Below are 23,413 nucleotides of genomic sequence, written 5' to 3'. Positions count from 1 at the left end.
TAGTTACTTCTTCTGGCCCAGCCTGCGGAGCACAAGCACGCTAATCATAGCGACAACCAGGCTGGCCGCAATCAGATTGTACCAAGGGCTGGCTGTGTCCGGCAGTCTGCCGTCTTCCTCCGGCCCGCCCAGCGGAAGCGCGTCACCAGTGAGGTTGACCTCCTTCCCTGGTGAAGGGGCTGGTGTGCTGCCAAGTGCAGCGGCTCCGGAATCCGGAGTCGCGGACGGACGGTTGCCGCCGTCTTCCTCTCCTGCCCCTAGCGGAACAGGCTCCTCGCTTACGCTCACTCCATCCGGTGCTGCTGTAGCAGTTGCCGGTGCCTGTGAAGGTGCTGCTGAACTGCCAGGCGATGCACTGCCGGCCGGTGAGGCTGTAGGGACTGTTGTTGCAGCAGGCGGCGTACTGCCAGGGCTGCTGGTGGACCCCGGCGTTGACGTAGGCATAGGCGTTACTGCAGCCGTTGGCGTATCTGTGGGTTGAGGTGTAGAAGTCGGCCCGGCTGTAGGCGCAGGCTCTGCTGTGGCAGTGAATTCAAAGGCGACACTTACCGTCTTCTCCTGGAACTCGTTGCCTGCCTCCGGCGGGAACAATACCTTCATTTCGATCGCTTCCTCTTCCCCTCCGGCGAGCGAGCCGATGGTCACTACCCCCGGGGCCTCGCTCATTACCCCTGAGTAGAGGATTACTCCCTCTTTTTGCAGGGTCATTTGCAGGATATTGTACAGATCTGCGTCCCCGGAGCGGAACTGAAAGGCTACTGCATAATCGAACAGATCATTTCCGTCATTGATAATCTTATAATCCGAAGCCATCGTATCTCCCGGCTGCATGTTGTTCATGGTTGCCGTACTGGTCGTATGTGAGTTGACAGTGAGCTTGATCGTATCCTCAGCGCTGACCCCTCCGGCATGCCAGATTACACCTGCCAGAACGGCCAAAATATACGCGCCAATTATAGATGTATGTCTCTTCTTCACTCTCCCCGCCCCTTCCTGTGCAGACCTTCGGCAGCCACCAGCCACAATCCGCCCCGGTTCGCCCTTCAAAATCATAGTTTGTTGAATAAAGTAGTTTCTTGAAGAACTACTACTAATTAAAGCGATGATATAAATCAGAACGAGTACGAACGGATCTGGATGAGCCTGAACGTGCGTGAATGAGGCGGAATGGTAAAAATACACTAACGTTCGTTATAACGAATAATAATTACAGTATAATCAAAATGAAGCATAAAGAAAAACAGAAAAAGATACTTTAAGTGAATGAATTCGGGCGTTTATTATGAATAAACGGCATTTATTTAATATTTACTGCGGTTAACTCATTATTTCTCTATATATTAGTTGATTTTGTATTTTATAAAGAACGATTTGGGCTGTAAAGGCCCGGCTCCATCATTTCTACTCCGAACACATTTGTTTTTTGCTGCAAGACTAAAATAGCCCATTCAGCTACCTCAATGGAGTTCTCCATAGGTAGTTAAATGGGCTGAATATATAGACTGGGCAGTAATCAGACTAGTACAGTGTCAGGTTTAAAAGGGTGGATAAGCTTGTTAAACTCCACCCCGAAATCTAACGGACCGGAGAGACCTTATCCCCACGAAAACGCCACTTTTTGCAGCGTAACGGACTCAGGCGGCCTTATTGTCTCCCTACGAGACGTTTTGGAGCCGAAGTGTAAAGGATAAGGCCCATGGAGTCCGTTACTCGCCCAGTTGGCGACTTTCTTCCCAAATAAGAGCACCTCAGTCCGTTACGCTAAGCCAAACGCCCCTGAAGAACAATCCCCGCTTGGAAAAGATGTAATTTGAAGGGTAATTGCTTCTGCTCCACTATTTTAAATCTGATGAGCTACTACGGCCTTATTCCTTCTTCAACAGGTCGGCCACAAGCTCATACGAATGCAGGCGGGCAGAGTGATCATAGATCTGTGAAGCGATAATCCACTCATCGGCACCCGTCTCTTCGAGAATCTGCAGCAGCCGTTCTTCGATCAGGGCCTGGTCGCCCGCAATGGAGTATTGCTGTTTGCTCATAAGCAGCGCTTTCTCCTGAGAGGTCCAGATTCCGTCCAGACTGTCTACAGGCGGCTGGAGCTTGCCGGTGCGGCCACGAATAATGTTCAGGAATTGCTGCTGCTGGGAAGTGGCAAGTCTGCGCGCTTCCTCCACCGTATCCGCTGCCGTAATTCCCAGACCCACCATAACATAAGGCTTGTCGAGTACAGCTGATGGCTTGAAGCTGGTGCGGTACAGATGCAGGGCCGGCAGCAGATAATCCGGTGCGAAGTGGCTGGCAAAAGCAAAAGGCAGACCCAGCTGGCCCGCAAGCTGGGCGCTGAAGCCGCTGGAGCCGAGCAGCCAGATCGGGATGTTCAGTCCTTCACCGGGTACGGCGCGGACACCGGCCGGACGGGAGCCTGATCCTTCAGGGTCGAAATACGCCCGCAGCTCACTTAGTTGCTCGGGGAATTCACTGCCATCGCTGCCGAGGCTGCGGCGCAGTGCTCTGGCGGCTGCCTGGTCGGAGCCGGGGGCTCTGCCCAGACCCAAATCGATCCGTCCCGGATACAGAGACTCCAGCGTGCCGAATTGCTCGGCAATCACCAGCGGGGCATGGTTGGAGAGCATGATGCCGCCTGAACCTACACGGATGGTGTTAGTTCCGGCTGCGACATGTCCGATAACAACGGAGGTGGCGGAGCTGGCAATGCCGGTCATATTATGATGCTCTGCCAGCCAGTAACGGTTATACCCCCATTTCTCAGCATGACGAGCCAAATCAAGGGTGTTATGAAAAGAATCCGCCGCCGTTCCGCCCTCCCGGATAGGGGCTAAATCCAGTACGGAGAATGGTATGTCGTGCAATTGCTTCACATGAATCCCTCCTATAGTAGATGCATTCCGCATCAGTAGCATTATTTGCAGCCATGAATCAATATACCCACCAATTATAACATGAAATAATATAATTTACACACTTTAAGTAAGCGGCATGACGGGGAGGGGGAACTTGAAGGGAGAAAGGTCCAGTTACTGGAGGGCTGTATTTGGAGTATTTGGACTGAATTTGGACGGTTACAACCGTACAGCAAGGGCTCCGCAGGCAGAAATGTAAGCGCATAACAATTTGCTTGCCAATTTAAGGGAGCCTTGCTATAATCGCTTTGAAAAGCTTTTCTAACTTAAGCGGCTAGGCCAATCCTGATAAGGAGGGCACACGTTTCGGGCTAAAAGAATCAAGAAGGAAGTCAGACTATGAAGCCAACAATCAGAGATGTCGCCAAGATGGCCGGAGTATCTATCAGCACTGTGTCCCGTGTAATGAATGCCCCGGATACGGTCGTGGAGAGTAAGCGCAGCCGGGTCATTGAAGCGATAGAAGCGCTCAAGTATCAGCCGAATGCATTCGCACGGGGGTTAATTTACAGGAAGTCATTCACTCTCGGGCTACTCATTCCCGATATTGAGAACCTGTATTTCGCAGGGGTGATCCGGGGAATGCAGGATGCCTGCATTAAGCTCGGTTACAGTCTGATGATCTGCAATACAGACCGTGACAAGGAGCGGACATTATCCTATATGGATACTTTTCATGAGAAACAGGTGGATGGTGTTGTGTTCGCCAGCGATATTCTGCACCCTGAGTATTATGAGAAGCTTATAGGCTGCCGAATTCCATTCGTGCTGGTCTCCTCCCATTCCGATGAGTACGAGGTAGCATCGGTCGAGGTGGATGATGAGAAGGCGGCGTATGATGCTGTGAAATTCCTGATTGAGCTGGGGCACCAAGAGATTGGGATGATTGGTTTCAATCATGATAATTCGGTGTCCGGGCCACCGCGGATGGCGGGGTTCGTGAGAGCCTTGAGCGAATCGGGGCTGGAGCGTAATATCGGGAAAATCAAGTACGCGAACCACCGCTTTGAACACGCCTATCAGGCAACGCATGAGCTGTTCACAGAATATCCAGAGCTAACCGCAGTATTCTGTGTAGCGGATGAGTTCGCTATGGGGACGATCTCTTACTTAAAGGACCGCAATATTCTGGTTCCCGGTCAGGTATCGGTCATCGGCTTCGATAATCTGCGGATGTCGGGGATGTTCATTCCGAAGCTGACAACAATCGCACAGCCTATCTATCAGCTGGGGTACCGGGCGGCCGAGAAGCTGCATGAATTGCTGACCACCGGCAAGGTGGCTGTCATGAAAGAGAAGATGGAGCATAAGCTAATCGTAAGAGAATCCTCGCGTGAGAAATGAGATGTAGTTCCTGCGGGCTGAAGCACGGCTGCCTGGGGATAGGGCAGCACGGTTTCTTTACGCTCTTCTGAAAAGCTTTTCAGAGTGACGCGTTAGAGGAATGTGAGCGAATCGTTTCGGGAACCGTTTCAGGAACTGTTTCAGAAACCTTATCCACAGAAGAAGGTACTAACTGACTATTGGAAGCGCATACATTATTGTGGGATATGGAGAATGTACGTTTGAATTAGCGTTGTTAATGGGTGTGGGTGCCTGTTGTCTGTGAATTACTATAAGGGGGTGAGTTACTGCTCTGCCGGAAGGGGTTCCGGTAATGAAGCTGGTTCAATGCAGTCTCTAAAAACAATTAAAGGGGATGTATGAAACAATGAAGAAAGCTCCAGCACGTAAACTGTCACTTGCGATGGTGTTGTGTCTATCCTTCACCATGATGCTCAGCGGCTGCGGCGGCAATAACACCGCTGCGCCAACGAAGGCCCCGGCGGTTACAGAAGCTCCCACAGCAGCACCATCGGCAGATAACAACGCAGAATCAACAGATAGTCCAGATCCCGCTGCGGCAGGAAGCCCGTTGGATTTGGCAATGAAGGGTGAATATAAAGGCACGAAGGTCACGATGTTCGGCCCGTTTGTCGATGCGGACCAGGTGAAGTTCGAGAGCAGCATTAAGGAATTTGAAGAGAAAACCGGCATTGATATTCAATACGAAGGCTCCAAGGAATTCGAAGCTACGATTAATATCCGGGTCGATGGCGGCAATGCGCCGGATATCGCGGACTTCCCGCAGCCGGGCCTGCTGGCCTCTATTGCCAAGACCGGCAAGGTCATCGATCTGACCGGGGTGCTGGATCAGGCGAAGCTGACGGCCAATTACAATAAGAGTTGGCTGGATATGTCCACCATGGACGGCAAGGATGGCAAGATTATGGCCGGGATCTGGAACCGCAGCAATGTGAAGAGCCTGGTCTGGTATCCGAAGAAGCAATTTGACGAAGCGGGATACACGGTTCCGCAGACCTGGGATGAAATGATGGCCCTGACGGAGCAAATCGCCAAAGACGGTGATCCAGCCTGGGCAATCGGTATTGAGAGCGGCGCGGCAACCGGCTGGGCGGCAACCGACTGGGTAGAGAACATCATGCTGCGGACCACGACGCCTGAGAATTACGATAAGTGGGTAAGCGGTGAGCTTCCGTTCACCTCGCCGGAAGTGAAGAACGCGGTGGAAGTGATGTCCAAGATCTGGCTGAATAAGGATTATGTCTACGGCGGTGCTAAATCCATTGTCACTACTGCATTTGGCGATGCTCCGAAGCCGATGTTCGACAATCCGCCCAAAGCCTGGTTCAACCTGATGGGGAACTTCATTACCAGCTTTTTCCCGGAAACGGCTAAGGTGGATACAGACTATGACTGGTTCTATCTTCCGCCGATTGATGAGCAGTACGGCAAGCCGGTCCTGGTGGCAGGCGACATCTACGCTATGTTCAATGACCGCCCTGAAGTACGCGCTGTAATGGAGTTCTTCACTACTGGCGAATCGATCAAAAGCTGGGTGCAATCCGGCGGTGTCATTGCCCCGATGAATGATGCTTCCCTGGATTGGTACCAGTCCGAATCCGACCGCCGGATGGCGAAGCTGGTGCAGGACGCTTCGACCCTGCGCTTCGATGGCTCGGACCTGATGCCAGGCAAGGTGGGTGCAGGTACCTTCTGGAAGGGCATGACTGACTATGTGAGCGGAACGGCTACGCTGGATCAGGCCCTGGAGCAGATTCAGTCAGGCTGGAAGAACTAAGAAGCAGGCAGCACGGGACTTAGACACCAAGAGGTTGAAGGGGCGGTCTTGAGCAATCAGGCCTGCCCCTCAGCTGGTGGTAACGGGTGCTTATGAAGAGGGCTCTGCTCTAACAGAGCCTATAGGAGGAACCGATATGGATGCACAAATAAGGCCGGAGCCGGGTGCCGCCGGGGCGCAGGCCAATCAGAGAATCAGCGGCAGGGCAGTCCTGCTATCGCTGGGCGTCTTGCTTGCGAATATTGTGGTCAACGGGCTGATTTTCCTGTTTTTCCGCGATTCAACGCTTCAACCGCTGCTGACAGCGGTGCTCGCAGTGTTGTGGGGCGTGCTGGGCGTATATCTGATCTACTACACCTTGACCTGGGCCGTGGAGCAGTACCCGGACCATGTCCGCAGGAAGGTGCTGCCATATGTTTTTGTCGGACCGGCTGTCCTTATTCTCGGTTGGCTGCTGATTCTGCCCGCCCTGCGGACGCTGTACTTAAGCTTCTTCAACGCTTCCTCCGAGAAGTTCGTCGGACTCAGCAATTATGCCGCCATCTTCAGCGACCGTCTGATGGCTACGGCTCTGCGCAACAACCTGCTCTGGGTGTTCGTAGGCACGCTGGCCTGTGTCTGCTTCGGGCTGCTGATTGCCATTCTTGCCGACCGGAGCAGCTATGAGCGGATCGCCAAATCGATTATTTTCATGCCGATGGCTATTTCCTTTGTTGCCGCCGGGGTCATCTGGAAGTTCGTCTATTATTATCAGCCGGGCGATGAGCAGATTGGCTTGCTGAATGCGATTGTGACCTATTTCGGCGGTGAACCGCAGGCCTGGACGAGTATGCTGCAGCCGTGGAACAACTTCTTCCTTATTATCATTCTGATCTGGATGCAGACGGGGTTTGCGATGGTTATTTTCTCAGCGGCCATCAAAGGAGTGCCCGAGGATATTCTGGAGGCTGCACGGGTGGATGGCGCGGGTGAGGTGAAGATCTTTTTTGGCATCATGATTCCTTACATCTCTACGACGATTCTGACGGTGACCACCACGATTATTGTCTTTACGCTGAAAATATTTGACGTTGTCATGGTGATGACAGGCGGTCAATACGATACAGAGGTTGTAGCGACGCAGTTCTACCGGCAATTCTTCATGTACCGCAACTTCGGCTACGGCTCTACGCTGGCTATCGTGCTCCTGATCGCGGTTTTGCCTGTTATCCTTATTAATCTGCGGCAGTTCCGCAAGCAGGGGGGATTCTAATGGTGGGCACCAAGAAAAAAAAGGGCAGCAAAACGGCCGTCAATCTGATTCTGGGCGTCATCTGCTTCCTCTGGATTCTGCCGACCTTCGGACTCTTCGCCTCCTCCTTCCGTCCCGCAGCGGATATTCTGCAGACGGGCTGGTGGAAGGTGTTCCCCCATCAGGAATGGAAAGCGGGCGGGACGGTGCAGCTTCCCAAGGAGGTTGATCTGCGGGAGCCGATTGAGGTGAACGGCAAGACCTATACGGATGAACAGCTCAAGGCAGGGGTGAAGGCGGATGGCAGCCGCCTGATGTGGGAGAACCGCAGGGCACGCACGGTGAATATGCAAGAGCAGGGCTGGCAGGCGGTGCCTGACCTCACGCTCGACAACTATAAGAATGTGCTGTCCGGCAAGGAGTACACACTCAAGGAAGCGGACGGCAGTGAAACGGTGCAAAAGGGGAGCGGATTGTCGCAGGCGTTCTGGAATACACTGACGATTGCTGTTCCGGCGACGGTGATTCCTGTGCTGATCGCCTCTTTTGCCGCCTATGCCTTCGCCTGGTTACGGTTTCCCGGACGCAAGACGCTGTTCGTCATTATTATTGCGATGCTGGTCATTCCGATTCAGGTTGCGCTCATTCCGGTACTCAAGGATTACACGGCGCTTGGGCTGAACGGCAGTTATCTTGGAATCTGGCTGGCACATACGGCCTTCGGGCTGCCGCTGGTTACGTACTTCATGTACAACTTCATCAGCCAGCTGCCGAAGGATCTGTTTGAATCAGCTTTTATTGACGGCGCCAGCCACTTTACTATTTTCAGCAGACTGATTCTGCCGCTGTCCGTGCCCGCGCTCGCTTCCATCGGGATCTTCCAGTTCCTCTGGGTATGGAATGATTATCTGGTGTCGCTGATCTTCATCGGGAACCAGCCGTCGGTTCAGGTCATGTCGATGAAGATCGCCGATCTGGTCGGCTCGCGCGGCAATGACTGGCATCTGCTGACCTCGGCAGCCTTTATCTCGATGCTGATGCCGCTGGCGATCTTCTTCCTGCTGCAAAAGTATTTCGTCCGGGGTCTGATGGGCGGCTCAGTCAAAGGCTGATCTGCGGCTGGGACAAGAGAAGCCGGCAATCGGGAGGAGAATACGAAGATGAGACCGGAGACAAATACGGAGATAAATACGGAGATGAAAATAAAGATGAAGTCCTGTGAGTATCCTTCCCCCTTATACCCTTACAGAGAGTGGAGTATTGAAGAGGAACACTACGAGGATGAATACAATCAGCGGAGCGAGAGTGTCTTTGCACTAGGCAACGGCTATATCGGTATGCGCGGGAATTTCGAGGAAGGCTATCACGGCAAGGCGGGGGCTTCGGTAGCCGGAAATTATCTGAACGGCTTCTTTGATTCTGAGCCGGTTGTCTATCCTGAGGGAGCCTTCGGGTACCCCTCCCGCAACCAGGCTATGCTGAATGTGAGCGATGCCCGTATCATCCGGCTCAGCATCGAAGGCCATGAATTCCGGCTGGATCAGGGGAAGCTGCACCGGTATAAACGCCGGCTGGATATGCGGAGCGGTATGCTGCACCGGGAGCTGGAGTGGGAATCTCCCGCCGGGCACCGGGTACTGCTGGTGATCCGCCGGATGGTTGCCTTGACGCATAAGCATCTGGCCGCTATCGACTATGCGGTGACGGCGCTGAACTTCTCCGGGACACTGAAGTTCGATTCTGCGGTGGACGGCGAGATCCGGCGGCCGGAGGCGACGGATGATCCAAGGCTGGGAGCGGGCAGTGCGGTGCCCAGCCTGCTGCTGGAGGATACCGGTTATGACGAAGCCTCCGGGAGGCTGTGGATGAAGCAGCGCACCCGCCACACGCGGTTTGCGCTGCTGACCGCTGTCAGCCATGCGCTGCAGGCGAAGTCCGGGCGGGAGATGAGCCACCAATTGATCGGGCAGCGCATCTCCGTCTGTTACGCCGCTGCTGTCCGCAGCGGAGAGACGGTGACGCTAACCAAATATATAACGTATCATACCTCCAGAGATTCCGGGGAGGAGGAGCTGCCCGGCCGGAGTGCTGAAGTCTTGGCGCTGGCCAAGGAGCTGGGCTTCGCCGGTCTGGCCGGGGAGCAGCAGGCGTATCTGGACAGCTTCTGGGCACATGCGGATGTTGAGATTAGCGGTGATCCTGCACTCCAGCAGGGCATCCGCTTCAATGCTTATCAGCTGCTGCAATCCGTGGGCCGGGACGGAGCAACGAATATCGGAGCCAAGGGCCTGACCGGCGAAGGCTATGAGGGGCATTATTTCTGGGATACGGAGATGTACATGCTGCCGTTCTTCACCTTCACGCAGCCGGAGATCGCCTGTGCGCTGCTGGAATTCCGTTATGCTACGCTCGGCAAGGCCAGAGAGCAGGCAGCGGTCATGTCGCAGAAGGGGGCGCTGTACCCGTGGCGGACCATTGACGGCGAGGAGAACTCCGCCTACTTCCCCGCAGGCACTGCCCAAGCGCATATCAATGCGGACATTGCCTACGGCCTGAAGCAATATATCCAGGCCACAGGCGATATGGGATTTCTGGTTAGCCGGGGTGCGGAGATGCTGTTCGAGACCTCAAGGTTCTGGGCCGATCTGGGCCACTATAACTCCGCGCGCGGAGGGGCCTTCTGCATCGATGCAGTAACAGGGCCGGATGAATACACGGCGATTGTCAATAACAATGCTTACACCAACCTCATGGTGCAGGATCAGCTCCAGTATGCCTATGAGACAGCTCTGCTGCTTCAGCGGGACTATCCCGCGGATTACGAACGGCTGCGGCAGGCGATCGGGTTAACTCCCGAAGAGGCAGAGGGCTGGAGAGAGGCCGCAGTACGGATGTTTATTCCTTTTGACGAGCAGCTCGGGATCTATGCCCAGGATGATACCTTTCTGAGTAAGCAAAAATGGGATTTCGAGCATACTCCTGCGGATAAGTATCCGCTGCTGCTTCACTACCACCCGCTGGTGATCTACCGGCATCAGGTGCTGAAGCAAGCCGATCTGGTAATGGCTCTGTTCCTGCTCGGAAACAAGTTCAGCCTGGCGGATAAGCTGCGCAACTACCATTATTATGAGCCGCTGACGACGCATGACTCCTCGCTGTCTCCTTGCATCCACAGTATTATGTCTGCGGAGATCGGCGATCTGGCCGGGGCATACCGTTATTTCAGCCGCACAGTACGGATGGATCTGGACGATATCAACCACAATGCCAAGGACGGGCTGCATATGGCAGCGATGGCCGGGTCCTGGATGTCGATTGTGAACGGCTTCAGCGGCATGCGGCTGTCTCAGGGAGAACTGGGTTTTGCCCCTGTCCTGCCGGAGCAGTGGGAGAGCTACCGCTTCAAGGTTACAGTAGGCGGTCAGCTGCTGGATATCTTCGTTGAACGTGAGGCGGTAGTGTATACGCTGCTGGAGGGGACGGCGCTTGAGATCAGGCATAAGAAGCAGGCGCTGCAGCTGCTTCCGCAGGAGCCGGTGAGGATTTCGCTGGCGCAGCGGCTGGAGGCCGTAATCTTCGATCTCGACGGCGTGATTACGGATTCCGCCGAAGCTCATTATCTTGCCTGGCAGGCCCTCGCGGATGAGCTGGGTATCCCCTTCAGCCGGGAAAAGAATGAACGGCTGAAGGGCGTCAGCCGGATGGAATCGCTGGAGATTGTGCTGGAGGGCAGCGGCCTTGCGAAGCTGCCTGAAGCCGGGAAGCTCCGGCTGGCGGAGCAGAAGAACGATCATTACCGGCAGATGATCGGCCGTATCACCCCGGCGGACCTCCTGCCGGGGATCCGGGAGCTGCTCGATTCCCTGCATGAGCGGGGAATCTCCGTGGGGCTGGCCTCGGCCAGCCTGAATGCGCCGCTCATTCTGGAGAGCCTCGGCGCAGCCCGGTGGTTCCAGGCCGTTGCCGACCCGGCTGCGCTCCGGAAGGGCAAGCCCGATCCGGAGATCTTCCTGCAGGCGGCAGAGCGGCTGGGTGTTCCGCCGGGCAACTGCATCGGCGTGGAGGATGCAGCCGCAGGCGTGGCCGCGATCCGGGCGGCGGGCATGAAGGCTGTAGGTATTGGGTCGGCCGAGCAGCTTGGCGCGGCCGACCTGGTGCTGCCCACTACGGCGGAGCTGGACGCCGGGAAGCTGCTTAAGCTGTTCGCGCGTTAGCCGCTGGCGGAGGGGGGGGGATCAGGCAGCGAGTTTGTTGTCTGTATAGTAAGGGAGCAGGCGCGTGGCTAGATGTATGCGAAAAACCGAACACATTGTGCTGCGAGAAGGCACGCGGCCGCAATGTATGCGGAAAACCGAACACAATTGGTGACGCGAAGGTGTGCGGACCAAATGTAAGCGAAAAACCGAATACAATGTGCTAGTGCGAGGGCTAGTGGGCCGAATGTATGCGGAAAACCGAATACAAATTGCGGCGAGAGGGCACATTGGCTCAATGTATGCGAAAAACTGAATACAATTGGTGGCGCAAAGGTGAGCGGGTCCAATGTATGCGAAAAACTGAATACAATATGCTGGCGAGAAATAGAACGTTATTTACTCAAAAGTTGCTGTCTTCATAATTAAACACTATTTACTATGAGATTTTTAAAAAAGCCTCTGCAGGTATGCAGAGGCTTTTTGGCTAGCAGGGCATGAGCTCTAAAGAAGTGAATACATTCATAAATGCGGCGATGGTTGGAGTTTAGTTCGAAGCGAACTTTCGTTGATAGATGTATTCTGTACAATTAAAAACCGTAAAATGGCAGGATTTCCTCTTCTAAGTGTAGTCTGTACAACTAAATTTGCCCAAATGGGTGATAACCAGCCACAGCTGGAATTTTAGTTGTACGAAATACAGCTAAGTGGATTTTCGGCGGCACATCGGATGATTTAGTTGTACGGAATACAGTTAAGTACCTTACCACTCGCGCATTTATCGGGTACAGCCAGCAAACCCTCAGCCCCCACCTACTTTAAGTGGCAGCCTTTCCGGGTTGTAGCTCCCTCAAGTAGTAGCCCCCTCCTCCAGCTCCACAGGCAGAATGTGCGCAGCGGCTACGCTGTGGCCCTGCACCTGCTGCAGGATTAGGTCCACGGCCAGCTGGCCTATCGCTTCCATCGGCTGGCGGATGGTGGTGATCGGCGGGTCGAGCAGGCTGCGGAGCATGATGCCGTCGTAGCCGACGATCTTCACATCCTCCGGGACGCGCCGTCCTCTGGTGCGGCAGGCCTTCAGGGCATAGGCCGCGATGATATCGCTGCCCGCAAAAATCCCGTCCACCTCAGGATGCTCCAGGAAGAGCTGCCCTAGCAGTTGCTCGTAAGCTTCGAAGTCGAAGCTGTTGTTGTCGGTATGGAGGGTAACGTACTCCAGGCTGTGCTGCTTCGCCATATCCTCGAAGGCCACGCAGCGCAGATGGGATAAGATATTCAGCTTGGGATGCCCGCCGATATGGGCGAGGTGCCGGCAGCCTTTTTGAATCAGAAGAGTGGTAGCCAGCTTGCCTCCCTCATAATTATCCGAGCAGACATAAGGGATATCCGGTGAGATCTGCCGGTCGAACGTCACCAGCGGCAGATTCATCTGCCGGTAGGCATCAACCTCCAGCGTATGACTGCCCATAATAATCCCGTCTACCCGGCTTGCGCGCAGCATGTGGATGTATTCCTGTTCCTTCTGCTTGTCCTGCCACGAATTGCAGAGAAGCAGCTTATAGCCTTCCCGGTAGGCATGTTCTTCAATATGACTGGTTAATTCGCCGAAAAAAGGCAAAGACACATGCGGAATAATCAGTCCGATGATGTTGGATTTCGAGCGGCTAAGGGAGCGGGCCAGTTCGTTCGGCCGGTAATTCAGCTCCTCCATCGCCTGGTGCACCTTGTGCTTCAATTCCTCGCTTAAGTAACCCCTGTTATTCAGTACCCGGGATACGGTGGTTGCCGATACGCCAGCCTTCAGCGCAACGTCTTTGATGGTCGGCATGGCCTGGCCTCCTGTCTGAGCAGTCAACTGCAGATTCATTCTAACGTGAGCGGTCGGCTCTGTCCAATATCGACGCCTGCTGTCGCTTTTTGTTGTTTCTAAAAACATCTTTTCCCCCTATAATTGTATCAAAGCAGTCCCCGTAATGAAGCCCCATGAATACATTATCCTTCTACTTGTCAGATTCCGATTATGAGATAGATGAACGGGAGTGTGCGAATGAGTGTAGATCATATTCATCTCAGGTTGTTAAGAAGCTTGCTTGTGCCTCTGCTGATCTTCCTGTGTACAACAGCCCCGGCAGGAGCTGTATTCGCTGCAGCCGAGGAGCTTCCCGACCGGAACGTGCTGGTGCTGCATTCCTATCAGAAGGGCTTTGCCTGGACCGATGACCAAAGTGCCGGAATAGAGGACCGTCTCAAGGGCACAGCTAATCCCCCCGTCATCTACACTGAATATATGGACTGGAAAAGGTACCCCACGCAGGGGAACCTCGAACATTTCTACGAAACCATCCGCTTCAAGTATCAGAACATCCCTATTCATACGATCATCACAACGGACGATGCGGCGCTGAGCTTCGCGATGAAGTATCGCCATGAGCTTCTGAACGATGCTCCGATTATTTTCAGCGGGGTCAACGAGCTGGGGGTGGACAGCCTACCGGATAAGCGCAACATGACAGGCGTTATTGAGAAAATCGATGCAGCGCCCACCATCCGCATGGCCATGGACCTTAACCCTTTGCTGAAAAAGGTGTATGTCGTCTTCGATAATTCGGAGAGCGGGCTGTCAACCGGCCGGATGGTGATGGATCAGATTAGCTCCTTGAATCCGGGGCTTGCGCTGTTCCCGATGAACCGCATGTCCATGGAACAGATCAAAGCTACAGCATCGGCGCTGTCCCCGGACAGTATTGTGCTGATGACTACATATTATAGTGACTCTACCGGAAGAATTGTGGAGTTCGACAGGTTCGCAAGCGAGCTGGGCAAGAGCAGCAGTGTTCCGGTGTATCATATCTATGATTTTGCATTGAATCATGGCGCCTTCGGCGGGAGCCTGATCAGCGGCAGAATGCAGGGGCAGACGGCGGCCGATCTGGCGCTGCGTATCCTGAAGGGGGAGCGTGCCGGGGATATCCCGGTGGTGACCGACAGTAATGTACGCAAGGTGTTTGATTACAATGAGCTGCAGCGGTTCAAGATATCACCGGATAAGCTGCCGAAGGGCAGCGAAGTGATTAACGAGCCGTTCTCCTTCTATCAGACGTACAAGGTGCTGGTGCTGAGCATTGTGGCTGCTTTTGCGGTGCTGGTGGCCTTCATTCTGGTGTTGTTATTCTATGTGCAGCTGGTCAGAAGGATTAGAAGCAACCTGGAAAAAAGCAATGAACGCTTCAGCCTGGCAACCTACGGCTCGGATGCGGTAATCTGGGACGTTGATATGTCTACGATGATCTATTATTTCTCGGACAGCTGGTATGAGGTGCTAGGATATGCCCGGGATGAGCTGAATGAGAGCCGCGGCGGCTGGCGGGATATTCTCCATCCGGAGGATGCCGAGCAGGAGAACCGGCTGCGCATCCAGCATCTGGAGGGTCGTTCTTCTTACTACTACGCTGAATACCGGATGCGGAGCAAGGCAGGCGAATACAAGTGGTTTCAGGCCCGGGGCAAGGTGCTGCGTAATGCGGGCGGCGGATATATCCGGTTTGCCGGGTCAATGGTGGATGTCACGGACCGCAAGGGTTATGAGAGTAAGCTGCAGACGAGCTATCAGGAGCTGGAATCGACCTATGAGGAGTTGACTGCCCTGCAGGATGAGCTGCTGGAGCAGTATAACAAGGTGGTGGAGAATCAGGCGCTGCTGCAGACCAGTGAGGAGAAGTACCGGCTGCTGGCTTATAATGACGTGCTTAGCGGTCTGCCGAACCGGCTGTCGTTATCCGAGGAGCTGGAGCGGTTCATTGAAGAGCATTCCGGCGGCCATGCGGCGTTGTTCTTCCTGGATCTCGATAACTTCAAGTACATTAATGACTCCATGGGCCATACCTTCGGGGATGAGCTGCTGGTGCAGGTCGGGGAACGGCTGCTTAGCCGCTCTGACGGGCGCAGTAAGCATTTCCGCTTCGGCGGCGATGAGTTTGTGATTCTGTTCAAGGATGTGGCGGGGGCAGGTGAGGTAATCCGCTATGCGGATTCCCTGGTACAGGGCTTCATGGAGCCGTTCCAGCTTCATGCAAGTGTGGTGCATATCACGGCCAGTATCGGGATTGCCCAATACCCGGAGAACGGGAAGAGTGCGGAGGAGCTGCTGAAGAATGCCGACATTGCCATGTATAAGGCCAAAGAAGCGGGCAAGGGCAGTTATATGATCTACGGGCAGGAGATGCAGCAGTATTTTGACGAACGGATGATTATTGAGAATCACTTAAGAAGCGCGGTATCCAATAATGAGCTGTCGCTGCATTACCAGCCGCTGGTGGATACCGGCTCCGGCGAGCTCTGGGGCTTCGAGGCGCTGATCCGTTGGAACAGCCCGGTGCTCGGCTTCGTCTCCCCCTTATCCTTCATCCGCATTGCCGAGGACTGCCGCCTGATCGTCCCCATAGGGGAGTGGGTGCTGCGCGCCGCCTGCCGGTTCACCAAGGATCTGCAGAATCAGGGCTATGAGGGCTATCATATCTCGGTTAATATCTCGGTCATTCAGCTGATGCTGGATGACTTCACGGAGATGGTGCTGAGCGTGCTGGAGGATACCGGGCTTGCGCCGGAGTATCTGGAGCTGGAGATTACAGAATCCATCTTCATGGAATCCTTCGAGGCGATCAGCTCCAAGCTGGAGGCGCTCAAGGAGAGGGGGATTGGCATTGCGCTGGATGACTTCGGAACGGGCTATTCCTCACTCAGCTATCTGAAGCAGCTCCCGATTACTACCCTGAAGATCGACAAGTCCTTTATCGACAGCATCGATACCCCGAACAATAGGTCGCTGGCCAGCTCCATCGTCACCATCGGCCATGATATGGGACTGAACGTTACGGCTGAAGGGGTGGAGACCCCGGAGCAGCTTGCTTTTCTGGAGCGGACCCGCTGTGACAAGATTCAGGGCTACTATATCAGCAAGCCTATTCCGGAGAAAGAGGTCGCGGGCTGGGTGGCTGGGCGGATGGTGGGTTGAGGTGAACTGGGTATGGGAAATGTATTTTAATTATCTTATGTGTGTACAAATAGTGGATAAATTCTAATGATAAAGGTATAATTCACACTTAAGTGTACACACTTATTTGAATGTGAGTACATTTATTTTGAGGAGGTGTTAATGGTGTCTGAAGCTGGAGATATAGATTACATTCATATTAAAAAAGGATTTTCAGAGATTTTGGAGCATCTCAATATGCAACAAGAGGATTTTTTTGAATTAATTTATCGTTATCCTAATATAAAAAATCTGGATGGGCTTATAGAGGCTATCAAGTCTGCGACTGGGAGTGAAGCTGAAGCTGAACTCTATCCGGAGGTTATAGATCTGTTTAAAACATATAATGGGATTGCCAACGGCACCATTCTCAAAGAAAATCAGGTCAGCTACTACAAGCTTCGTAAGCTCGAAGAAAGGGGGGAGATTATCAGACTGAAACGTGGACTCTATGCGCTTAGGGATATTAATTATGTTGTAGATGAGATCGTGGAGGCTTCCCTCCTTGTGCCTAATGGTGTCCTTTGTTTGTACTCAGCTCTTGCCCACCATGAAATCACTACGTATACTCCGGGTGAATATAATTTTGCGGTATCCCGTAAGTCCAGAAAGCCTTTGCTCCCGGAACATCCGCCTATCCGACTTTTCTCATACGACGATGTTTCCTTTACTATGGGCGTTGAACAAATCGATAAGGAAGGTCATATTATCAATGTATACAATCTGGAGCGGACCATTTGCGATATCGTGAAATACAGAAATAAGCTGGATGCAAATGTTGTGAAAGAAAGTCTCAATAACTACTCTTCCGGTAAAAGAAAGAATTACACCCGACTGCTTAGATATGCAGATAAACTGAGGGTAAGATCAATTTTGGATAGTTATCTGGAGGTGCTGTAGATAGTTACAAATACTGCTGCTTCAATTATTGCCAGACTAAAAAATGTTGCCCGAGATCATAAAAAAACCTTCAATGTGATTTCTATGATTTATTTTCAGGAACGCTTTTTGAAACGTTTATCGATGTCTAATTATAAAGATAATTTCATTCTTAAAGGTGGAGTGTATTTATATTCTATAACCCAATTTAAATCCAGACCCACAAGAGATATGGATTTCTCAGGCTGGAGAATGAATCAGGATATAACGATGTTGACAACCATCATTTCTTCTATATGTAAGTTGCAACCCGACGATGTTGAAGATGGGATTATATTTCTTACAGATCAAACCGTATCTGAAATCATCAAAGAGGATTCAGAGTATGAAGGTGTGCGAATCAAGGTGCCTTGTTTGCTTGGCAATATGAAGGAGGTACTCCAACTCGATATTGGTTTTGGTGATGTAATCATACCAAGTCCCCAAACCATCGATTTTCCTGTCCTGTTATCTGTTATGGATAGGCCGGAAATCTTGGTGTATACGAATGAATCTGTTATTGCGGAGAAATTCGAAGCTATGATTTCCCTCTCTTTGGTGAATAGCAGGATGAAGGATTTCTTTGATATCTATACGCTTGCTACCACTACGCCGTTTGAAGGGATTCGGTTATATGAAGCGGTGTCTGAGACGTTTAAACGGAGAGCTACTCTGACTGAAAGAAGACATGTCGTTTTTACAGCTGAATTCTATACAGATAGACGCAGAAATGCGATGTGGGAAGCATTTATAAGAAATCTGAAATTGGAACACTCACCCACATTCCGAGATGCAGTGGAATTGATACATACTTTCCTCGGTCCTGTTTATCATAACGTGCTTGACGATAAAGATTTTTTTGGAGACTGGAATTATCAATTATTGAAGTGGGGCAATAACTAGAATAACCCGAGCACCACAAAGGAAACCTTCCTTCTATATAAAAGAGGTTTCCCTGCTGCTCCTGCCCCGGCGCTATTTCAGCAGCTTCCGCGCCAGCTTGACCTTGCTGCCGTAGGGCGGGTAGACAATGCCGAGGTCAAGACGGGTGCCTCGCTTAACAATGCTTTTGTGATGGGAGAAGAGGTCGAAGCTGTATTTGCCGTGGTAGCCGCCGATCCCGGAGTTCCCGACACCGCCGAACGGCAGCCGGGTGCTGGCTACATGGGAGATGGTATCGTTGATGCAGCCGCCGCCGAAGGACACCTCGGTCATCACCTGTTGCTCCACCTGCTTATCGCGGGTGAACAGATAGAGAGCGAGCGGCTTCGGACGGGCGTTGATGCTCTGGATGGCCTCCTCCAGCCGGGTATACTCCATAATCGGCAGCACAGGCCCGAAGATCTCATCCTCCATGGAAGCGTCACTCCAGGCCGCCGGATAGATCAGAGACGGCTCGATATATAGCTCCTCGGGAATGACCGTCCCGCCCAGAATCAGCTTATCGCGGTCCCGCTCCAGCATCTCCCCGATCCGCCGCAGCTGGCGTTCATTCACGATCCGTCCGTAGTCTGTGTTCTGCCGGATGTCTGTGCCATAGAAATCAGTGACGCAGCGCTTCATCCGCTCAATCAGCTCGGCTGCTACCTCCCTATGGACCAGCAGATAATCAGGCGCAATACAGGTCTGTCCCACATTGATCAGCTTCCCCCAGACAATCCGCTTCGCTGCAGTCTCCAGGTCGGCGCTCCGGTCTACGATTACTGGGCTTTTGCCGCCCAGCTCAAGGGTGACGGGTACCAGGTTCTTCGCCGCCGCTTCCATGACAATTCTGCCGACAGGCACACTCCCGGTGAAAAAAATATAATCGAACGCCGCATGAATCAGCAGATTCGTCGTTTCCTTCTCACCCTGTACTACCCGTATATAGGCGGGATCAAAGGTCTCTCGGATCATATCCTCAATGACAGCGGAGGTAGCGGGCGTGCTCTCGGAGGGCTTCAGTACGGCGCAGTTCCCGGCGGCAATGGCGCCGATTAACGGCTCGATCAGCAGCTGGAACGGGTAGTTGAACGGCCCGATAATTAGCACCGTCCCGTAAGGCTCGGCTATGATTCTGCTCCGTGCCGGGAACAGGTGCAGCGGTGAGCCTACCTTCACCGGCTTCATCCAGCGCCGTAGATGCTTCATCATATAGCCGATGCTGTCCAGCGTGAATCCGATCTCTGTGGCGTAAGCCTCGAATTCGCTTTTATGCAGATCCTGGTTCAGTGCAGCGATAATCCGGGCTTCATTGCGTGAGATGGCATCCTTCAGCTTCTGAAGCTGCTTCAGCCGGAAGCCGGGGGTTCTCGTGACTCCGCTGGCGAACCATTGTCTATGCTCAGCCAGCAGCCGGTCGATCTGTTGTGCAGTGTATGGTGGCATGCTTGTATCCTCCTTGGTTATTTGCGGTTCCTATAGATTGCCTGCCGAAGAGGGCAGAGTCTGGATGTAATCATGCATCCGGCTCCGGTTCAGCAGGGTGATTTCATTGCCCTTGAATTCGATCCAGCCCTGGTCGCGCAGGAATCCCAACTCCCGCGACAAGGAGGGGCGGGCTGTATTCATATGCTCGGCCCATTCCTTCCGGCTGAAGGGGAGCTTCAGCCGATCGGACTCCTGCTGCTCTCCCTGCTCCAGCAGGAAGTCTACGATACGGCGGCGCAGCGGCCCGGCGGACAGATTCTCGATCTTCCGGTTCACGAGCACCAGCCGCTCGGACAGATTCTCGATGAAGCGGGTGAGGATATCGGTGTCGGCCGCGAATAATCTCAGCAGCTCCTGCTTGCTGATGAACATCACCTTGCAGGGGCCAGTGGCTGTGACGGTGGCGGGCACGGTGTTATTCCTGCGGAACAATACGGCTTCGCCGATGGTCTGCCCTTCCTTCAGGTGGGCGATGGTTACACTGCTGCCGGTAGGGTGTGTCTTCTGCACCTCAATGCGGCCGGAGAGCAGAATCCCAAGCCGGTCCGCCGGATCACCCTCTGCCAGAATAATCGCATTCTTATGGTAGGAGCTTACAGAGTAAGCCAGTGTATGCAGCAGCTGTTCGATCTCATCTGCGGACTTTCCGCGAAATAGCAGGCAGGATTGCAGCGAAGCAGGCTCCGGTCTCATACTTTTCCTCCCGATGTGTTGTAATTGGTAACATTCGTTACCGATTGATAGACGAAAGTCTACTACAATTATTGGTAACTGTAAAGGCGAGGCACAGAGCGATTCCATTAATGATAAGGAGTGATTCAGGTAATGAGCGAAATGTTTTGTTTCCAGTGTCAGGAGGCAGCTAAGGGGACGGGTTGTACGATTCAGGGGGTGTGCGGTAAGACCAGTGAGGTAGCAAATCTGCAGGATCTTCTGGTGTATACACTTAAGGGTATTGCCATCTTCGCGCGCAGCGGGCGTGAGCTGGGGATTACTGATCCGGTGACGGAGAAATTTATGATAGAGAGCTTGTTCGCTACCATTACCAATGCCAACTTTGTGCCGGAATACTTCACTGCGAAGATCCGGGAAGGACTGGCCCTGCGGGATCTGTGGCGCAGCAGAGTGGCTGATGCCGGAGTGATGGCCTATTTGTCGGAGCATGACGCGGCGAAGTGGAATGCAGTGACTGATGAAGAGCTGATGGACAAGGCGGCAACGGTAGGTGTGCTAGCTACAGAACATGAGGATATCCGCTCTTTGCGCGAGCTGCTGACCTATGGCCTGAAGGGAATGGCTGCTTACATGGAGCATGCTGCGGTACTGGGCTTCTATGAAGCAGGAGCACATGCTTTTATGGAAAAAGGCTTGGCAGCTGCGCTGGATGACAATCTGAGCGGCGGTGAGCTGACAGCGCTGGTGCTGGAATGCGGCAAGTTCGGCGTGGATGTGATGGCGCTGCTTGACCGTGCGAACACCGCAGCCTACGGCAATCCGGAGATTACCACAGTCAATATTGGGGTAGGCACGAACCCTGGTATTCTGATCAGCGGTCATGACCTCAAGGATATGGAGGCGCTGTTGAAGCAGACCGAGGGTACCGGAGTGGATGTGTATACGCACAGTGAGATGCTGCCGGCCCACTACTATCCGGCCTTCAAGAAGTATAGCCACTTCGTAGGCAACTACGGCAATGCATGGTGGAAGCAGAATGAGGAATTTGCCAGCTTCAATGGTCCGATTCTGATGACTACGAACTGCATTGTGCCGCCGAAGGACAGCTACAAAGACCGGCTGTACACGACAGGCAACACCGGGTATCCGGGAATTCAGCATATCGCGGCAGGCGCGGACGGAGAGAAGGATTTCTCGGCGCTGATTGAGCAGGCCAAGAGCTGCAGCGCTCCGGTGGAGATTGAGACAGGCGAGATTATCGGCGGCTTCGCGCATGCGGCTGTAATGAATGTCGCGGATCAGGTGGTTGGAGCAGTAGAGAGCGGCGCCATCAAGCAATTCTTCGTCATGGCTGGGTGCGACGGACGGATGAAGAGCCGGAATTATTACACCGATTTCGCGGCAGAGCTGCCGAGTGACACGGTGATCCTTACCGCAGGCTGTGCCAAATACAAATATAACAAGCTGGCGCTTGGCGATATCGGCGGAATTCCCCGTGTACTTGATGCCGGCCAGTGCAATGACTCTTATTCCCTTGTGGTCATAGCGCTTAAGCTGAAGGAAGTGTTCGGTCTTGCAGACATCAACGATCTTCCGATCTCCTATAACATTGCCTGGTATGAGCAAAAAGCGGTGATTGTACTGCTGGCGCTGCTGCATCTGGGCGTGAAGAACATTCATCTGGGTCCTACACTTCCGGCCTTCCTGTCGCCTAATGTAGCTAAGGTTCTGGTAGATACCTTCGGCATCGGCGGTATTACTACGGTACAGGAAGACATGGAGCGGTTCATTGCTGCGGTATAATGCAATACAGCTTCAGCATTAGCCAAAATACTCAAAAGCGAGTCTCCGTATACGGGGGCTCGCTTTTGTGTATGGATATGAACGTCACCGTCAGCGCTTACGGCAGCCGGTAGACTGCAAACGGCTCGCCGGTGCGGAAGGCGGCGCTGGCCTGGTCAAGCTGCTCAAGTATTTCCGCATCCGGTGAAGCGGAGAGACTCAGCAGATTATGTTGTACCTGCTCTACAGTAGTTGCACCGACGATCACCGTGGAGACGGCGGGCCGGTTCATCAGCCAGGCCAGGGATAGAGCTGCAGGTGAGGTGCCCAGTCGCTCCGCAATGGCCTGAACCTGCTCCCCGAGCGAGATGCGCTCCGGGGTAAGGAAGCGGCGGAAGTTCGGATCGGTCTCTGCTCTGGAGCCGGCAGGGGCTTTGCTGCTGCCAGTATATTTGCCGGTAAGAATGCCGCCCGCCAGAGGGAAGTATGGGATGATGCCCAGACCCTGATCCAGGCAGAGCGGAAGCAGCTCCGCTTCGGGCGTGCGGTCAGCCAGCGAATAGCTGCACTGGATAGAGATGTATTTCGCGAAGTGCCGGGCTTCGCTGATTCCAAGCGCCTTCATCAGCTCCCAGGCGGCATAATTGGAGGCTCCGATATAGCGCACCTTGCCTGCGGAGATCAGATCATCCAGCGTGCGCAGCGTTTCCTCCAGCGGTGTGTAGGGGTCGAAGGTGTGAATCTGATACAGATCCACATAGTCGGTCTTCAGCCGGCGCAGGCTGCCCTCCAGCTCCTGCATCAGATGATGGCGCGAAGAGCCGCTGCCGCCGGGTCCCTCATGCTTCGGCAATCCGGCTTTGGTCGCCAGCACTGCGTTATGGCGTTTGCCTTCAAGCGCAAGGCCGATGATCCGCTCCGATTCAGATCCGGCATAGATATTGGCGGTATCGATGAAATTGATGCCCTGATCCATAGCGGTGTGCAGAATGCGGACCGAGGTCTCCTGATCTGCCCGTTTGCCGAAGGAATTGGTTCCAAGACCCAGGGCGGACACCTGCAGGCCGCTATTGCCCAGACGGTTATATCGCACGCTCTCACTTCTCCTTATAT

The 23,413-nt window shown here is 53.5% G+C and carries 15 protein-coding genes; 9 read left to right on the top strand and 6 right to left on the bottom strand.

All coding sequences use genetic code 11. From position 1 onward, the window contains the following. Positions 1 to 3 precede the first annotated feature (3 nt). Both NYE26_RS29460 and NYE26_RS29455 read right to left on the bottom strand, forming a co-directional pair. Positions 4 to 978: a hypothetical protein gene (locus tag NYE26_RS29460; RefSeq protein ID WP_339252132.1), complete on the bottom strand. Its 975-nt coding sequence runs from the start codon at positions 976 to 978 to the stop codon at positions 4 to 6. 887 nt (positions 979 to 1,865) lie between these two features. Beyond that, positions 1,866 to 2,879, bottom strand: coding sequence for an LLM class flavin-dependent oxidoreductase (locus tag NYE26_RS29455; RefSeq protein WP_339252130.1), 1,014 nt, complete (start codon positions 2,877 to 2,879; stop codon positions 1,866 to 1,868). A 381-nt stretch (positions 2,880 to 3,260) separates the two neighbouring features. On the opposite strand from NYE26_RS29455, the gene NYE26_RS29450 reads away from it, so the two are divergent. The 5 genes from NYE26_RS29450 (at position 3,261) to pgmB (ending at position 11,508) form a co-directional block, all read left to right on the top strand. Next, positions 3,261 to 4,265, top strand: coding sequence for a LacI family DNA-binding transcriptional regulator (locus tag NYE26_RS29450; protein WP_339252128.1), 1,005 nt, complete (start codon positions 3,261 to 3,263; stop codon positions 4,263 to 4,265). Positions 4,266 to 4,632: 367 nt separating this feature from the next. Beyond that, complete coding sequence (locus tag NYE26_RS29445) at positions 4,633 to 6,063, top strand: ABC transporter substrate-binding protein (RefSeq protein ID WP_339252126.1); 1,431 nt, start codon at positions 4,633 to 4,635, stop codon at positions 6,061 to 6,063. 136 nt (positions 6,064 to 6,199) lie between these two features. Continuing rightward, positions 6,200 to 7,315 carry a sugar ABC transporter permease gene (locus tag NYE26_RS29440; RefSeq protein WP_051478249.1) on the top strand — a complete coding sequence of 372 codons (1,116 nt, stop codon included), beginning with the start codon at positions 6,200 to 6,202 and terminating at the stop codon, positions 7,313 to 7,315. Next, a complete protein-coding gene (locus NYE26_RS29435; RefSeq protein WP_036728111.1) occupies positions 7,315 to 8,406 on the top strand; it encodes a carbohydrate ABC transporter permease in 1,092 nt (363 codons plus the stop codon). The genes NYE26_RS29440 and NYE26_RS29435 overlap by 1 nt, the downstream gene beginning before the upstream one ends. Before the next feature lie 48 nt (positions 8,407 to 8,454). Then, positions 8,455 to 11,508 (top strand): beta-phosphoglucomutase, encoded by a 3,054-nt coding sequence (gene pgmB / locus NYE26_RS29430; protein ID WP_339252123.1) that lies wholly within the window; start codon positions 8,455 to 8,457, stop codon positions 11,506 to 11,508. 829 nt (positions 11,509 to 12,337) lie between these two features. Here pgmB and NYE26_RS29425 read toward each other — a convergent pair. Beyond that, positions 12,338 to 13,315, bottom strand: coding sequence for a LacI family DNA-binding transcriptional regulator (locus NYE26_RS29425; protein ID WP_339252121.1), 978 nt, complete (start codon positions 13,313 to 13,315; stop codon positions 12,338 to 12,340). 219 nt (positions 13,316 to 13,534) lie between these two features. Here NYE26_RS29425 and NYE26_RS29420 point away from each other — a divergent pair, with 219 nt between their 5' ends. From NYE26_RS29420 to NYE26_RS29410, 3 genes are all read left to right on the top strand, one after another. Further along, positions 13,535 to 16,498, top strand: a complete 2,964-nt coding sequence (locus tag NYE26_RS29420; protein WP_339252119.1) for an ABC transporter substrate binding protein — start codon at positions 13,535 to 13,537, stop codon at positions 16,496 to 16,498. Positions 16,499 to 16,639: 141 nt separating this feature from the next. Continuing rightward, positions 16,640 to 17,416 carry a type IV toxin-antitoxin system AbiEi family antitoxin domain-containing protein gene (locus NYE26_RS29415; RefSeq protein ID WP_339252117.1) on the top strand — a complete coding sequence of 259 codons (777 nt, stop codon included), beginning with the start codon at positions 16,640 to 16,642 and terminating at the stop codon, positions 17,414 to 17,416. Next, the gene (locus tag NYE26_RS29410) at positions 17,417 to 18,337 is read left to right on the top strand and encodes a nucleotidyl transferase AbiEii/AbiGii toxin family protein (protein WP_339257655.1); all 921 of its coding nucleotides are present in this window, start codon (positions 17,417 to 17,419) and stop codon (positions 18,335 to 18,337) included. Positions 18,338 to 18,409: 72 nt separating this feature from the next. Here NYE26_RS29410 and NYE26_RS29405 read toward each other — a convergent pair whose 3' ends face one another. Next, the gene (locus NYE26_RS29405; RefSeq protein WP_339252115.1) at positions 18,410 to 19,801 is read right to left on the bottom strand and encodes an aldehyde dehydrogenase; all 1,392 of its coding nucleotides are present in this window, start codon (positions 19,799 to 19,801) and stop codon (positions 18,410 to 18,412) included. Between the two features lie 30 nt (positions 19,802 to 19,831). Continuing rightward, positions 19,832 to 20,536 carry a Crp/Fnr family transcriptional regulator gene (locus tag NYE26_RS29400; protein ID WP_076074736.1) on the bottom strand — a complete coding sequence of 235 codons (705 nt, stop codon included), beginning with the start codon at positions 20,534 to 20,536 and terminating at the stop codon, positions 19,832 to 19,834. A gap of 132 nt (positions 20,537 to 20,668) precedes the next feature. Between NYE26_RS29400 and hcp the strand changes: the two genes are divergently transcribed. Continuing rightward, a complete protein-coding gene (gene hcp, locus NYE26_RS29395) occupies positions 20,669 to 22,321 on the top strand; it encodes a hydroxylamine reductase (RefSeq protein ID WP_339252113.1) in 1,653 nt (550 codons plus the stop codon). 97 nt (positions 22,322 to 22,418) lie between these two features. Here hcp and NYE26_RS29390 read toward each other — a convergent pair whose 3' ends face one another. Further along, positions 22,419 to 23,393, bottom strand: coding sequence for an aldo/keto reductase (locus NYE26_RS29390; protein ID WP_339252111.1), 975 nt, complete (start codon positions 23,391 to 23,393; stop codon positions 22,419 to 22,421). Positions 23,394 to 23,413 lie beyond the last annotated feature (20 nt).

Source organism: Paenibacillus sp. FSL P2-0136 (genome assembly GCF_037975325.1).
Classification (GTDB): Bacteria; Bacillota; Bacilli; order Paenibacillales; family Paenibacillaceae; genus Paenibacillus_AQ; species Paenibacillus_AQ silagei.
Note: the sequence above shows the minus strand (reverse complement) of the source record. Positions and strands in the feature narration are given on the sequence as shown.

Coding starts and splice junctions, on each gene's coding strand:
- NYE26_RS29415 (WP_339252117.1), top strand. CDS start 16,640: ATGGTGTCTGAAGCTGGAGATATAGATTACATTCATATTAAAAAAGGA.
- hcp (WP_339252113.1), top strand. CDS start 20,669: ATGAGCGAAATGTTTTGTTTCCAGTGTCAGGAGGCAGCTAAGGGGACG.
- NYE26_RS29440 (WP_051478249.1), top strand. CDS start 6,200: ATGGATGCACAAATAAGGCCGGAGCCGGGTGCCGCCGGGGCGCAGGCC.
- NYE26_RS29420 (WP_339252119.1), top strand. CDS start 13,535: ATGAGTGTAGATCATATTCATCTCAGGTTGTTAAGAAGCTTGCTTGTG.
- NYE26_RS29445 (WP_339252126.1), top strand. CDS start 4,633: ATGAAGAAAGCTCCAGCACGTAAACTGTCACTTGCGATGGTGTTGTGT.
- NYE26_RS29405 (WP_339252115.1), bottom strand. CDS start 19,801: ATGCCACCATACACTGCACAACAGATCGACCGGCTGCTGGCTGAGCAT.
- pgmB (WP_339252123.1), top strand. CDS start 8,455: ATGAGACCGGAGACAAATACGGAGATAAATACGGAGATGAAAATAAAG.
- NYE26_RS29435 (WP_036728111.1), top strand. CDS start 7,315: ATGGTGGGCACCAAGAAAAAAAAGGGCAGCAAAACGGCCGTCAATCTG.
- NYE26_RS29450 (WP_339252128.1), top strand. CDS start 3,261: ATGAAGCCAACAATCAGAGATGTCGCCAAGATGGCCGGAGTATCTATC.
- NYE26_RS29400 (WP_076074736.1), bottom strand. CDS start 20,536: ATGAGACCGGAGCCTGCTTCGCTGCAATCCTGCCTGCTATTTCGCGGA.
- NYE26_RS29425 (WP_339252121.1), bottom strand. CDS start 13,315: ATGCCGACCATCAAAGACGTTGCGCTGAAGGCTGGCGTATCGGCAACC.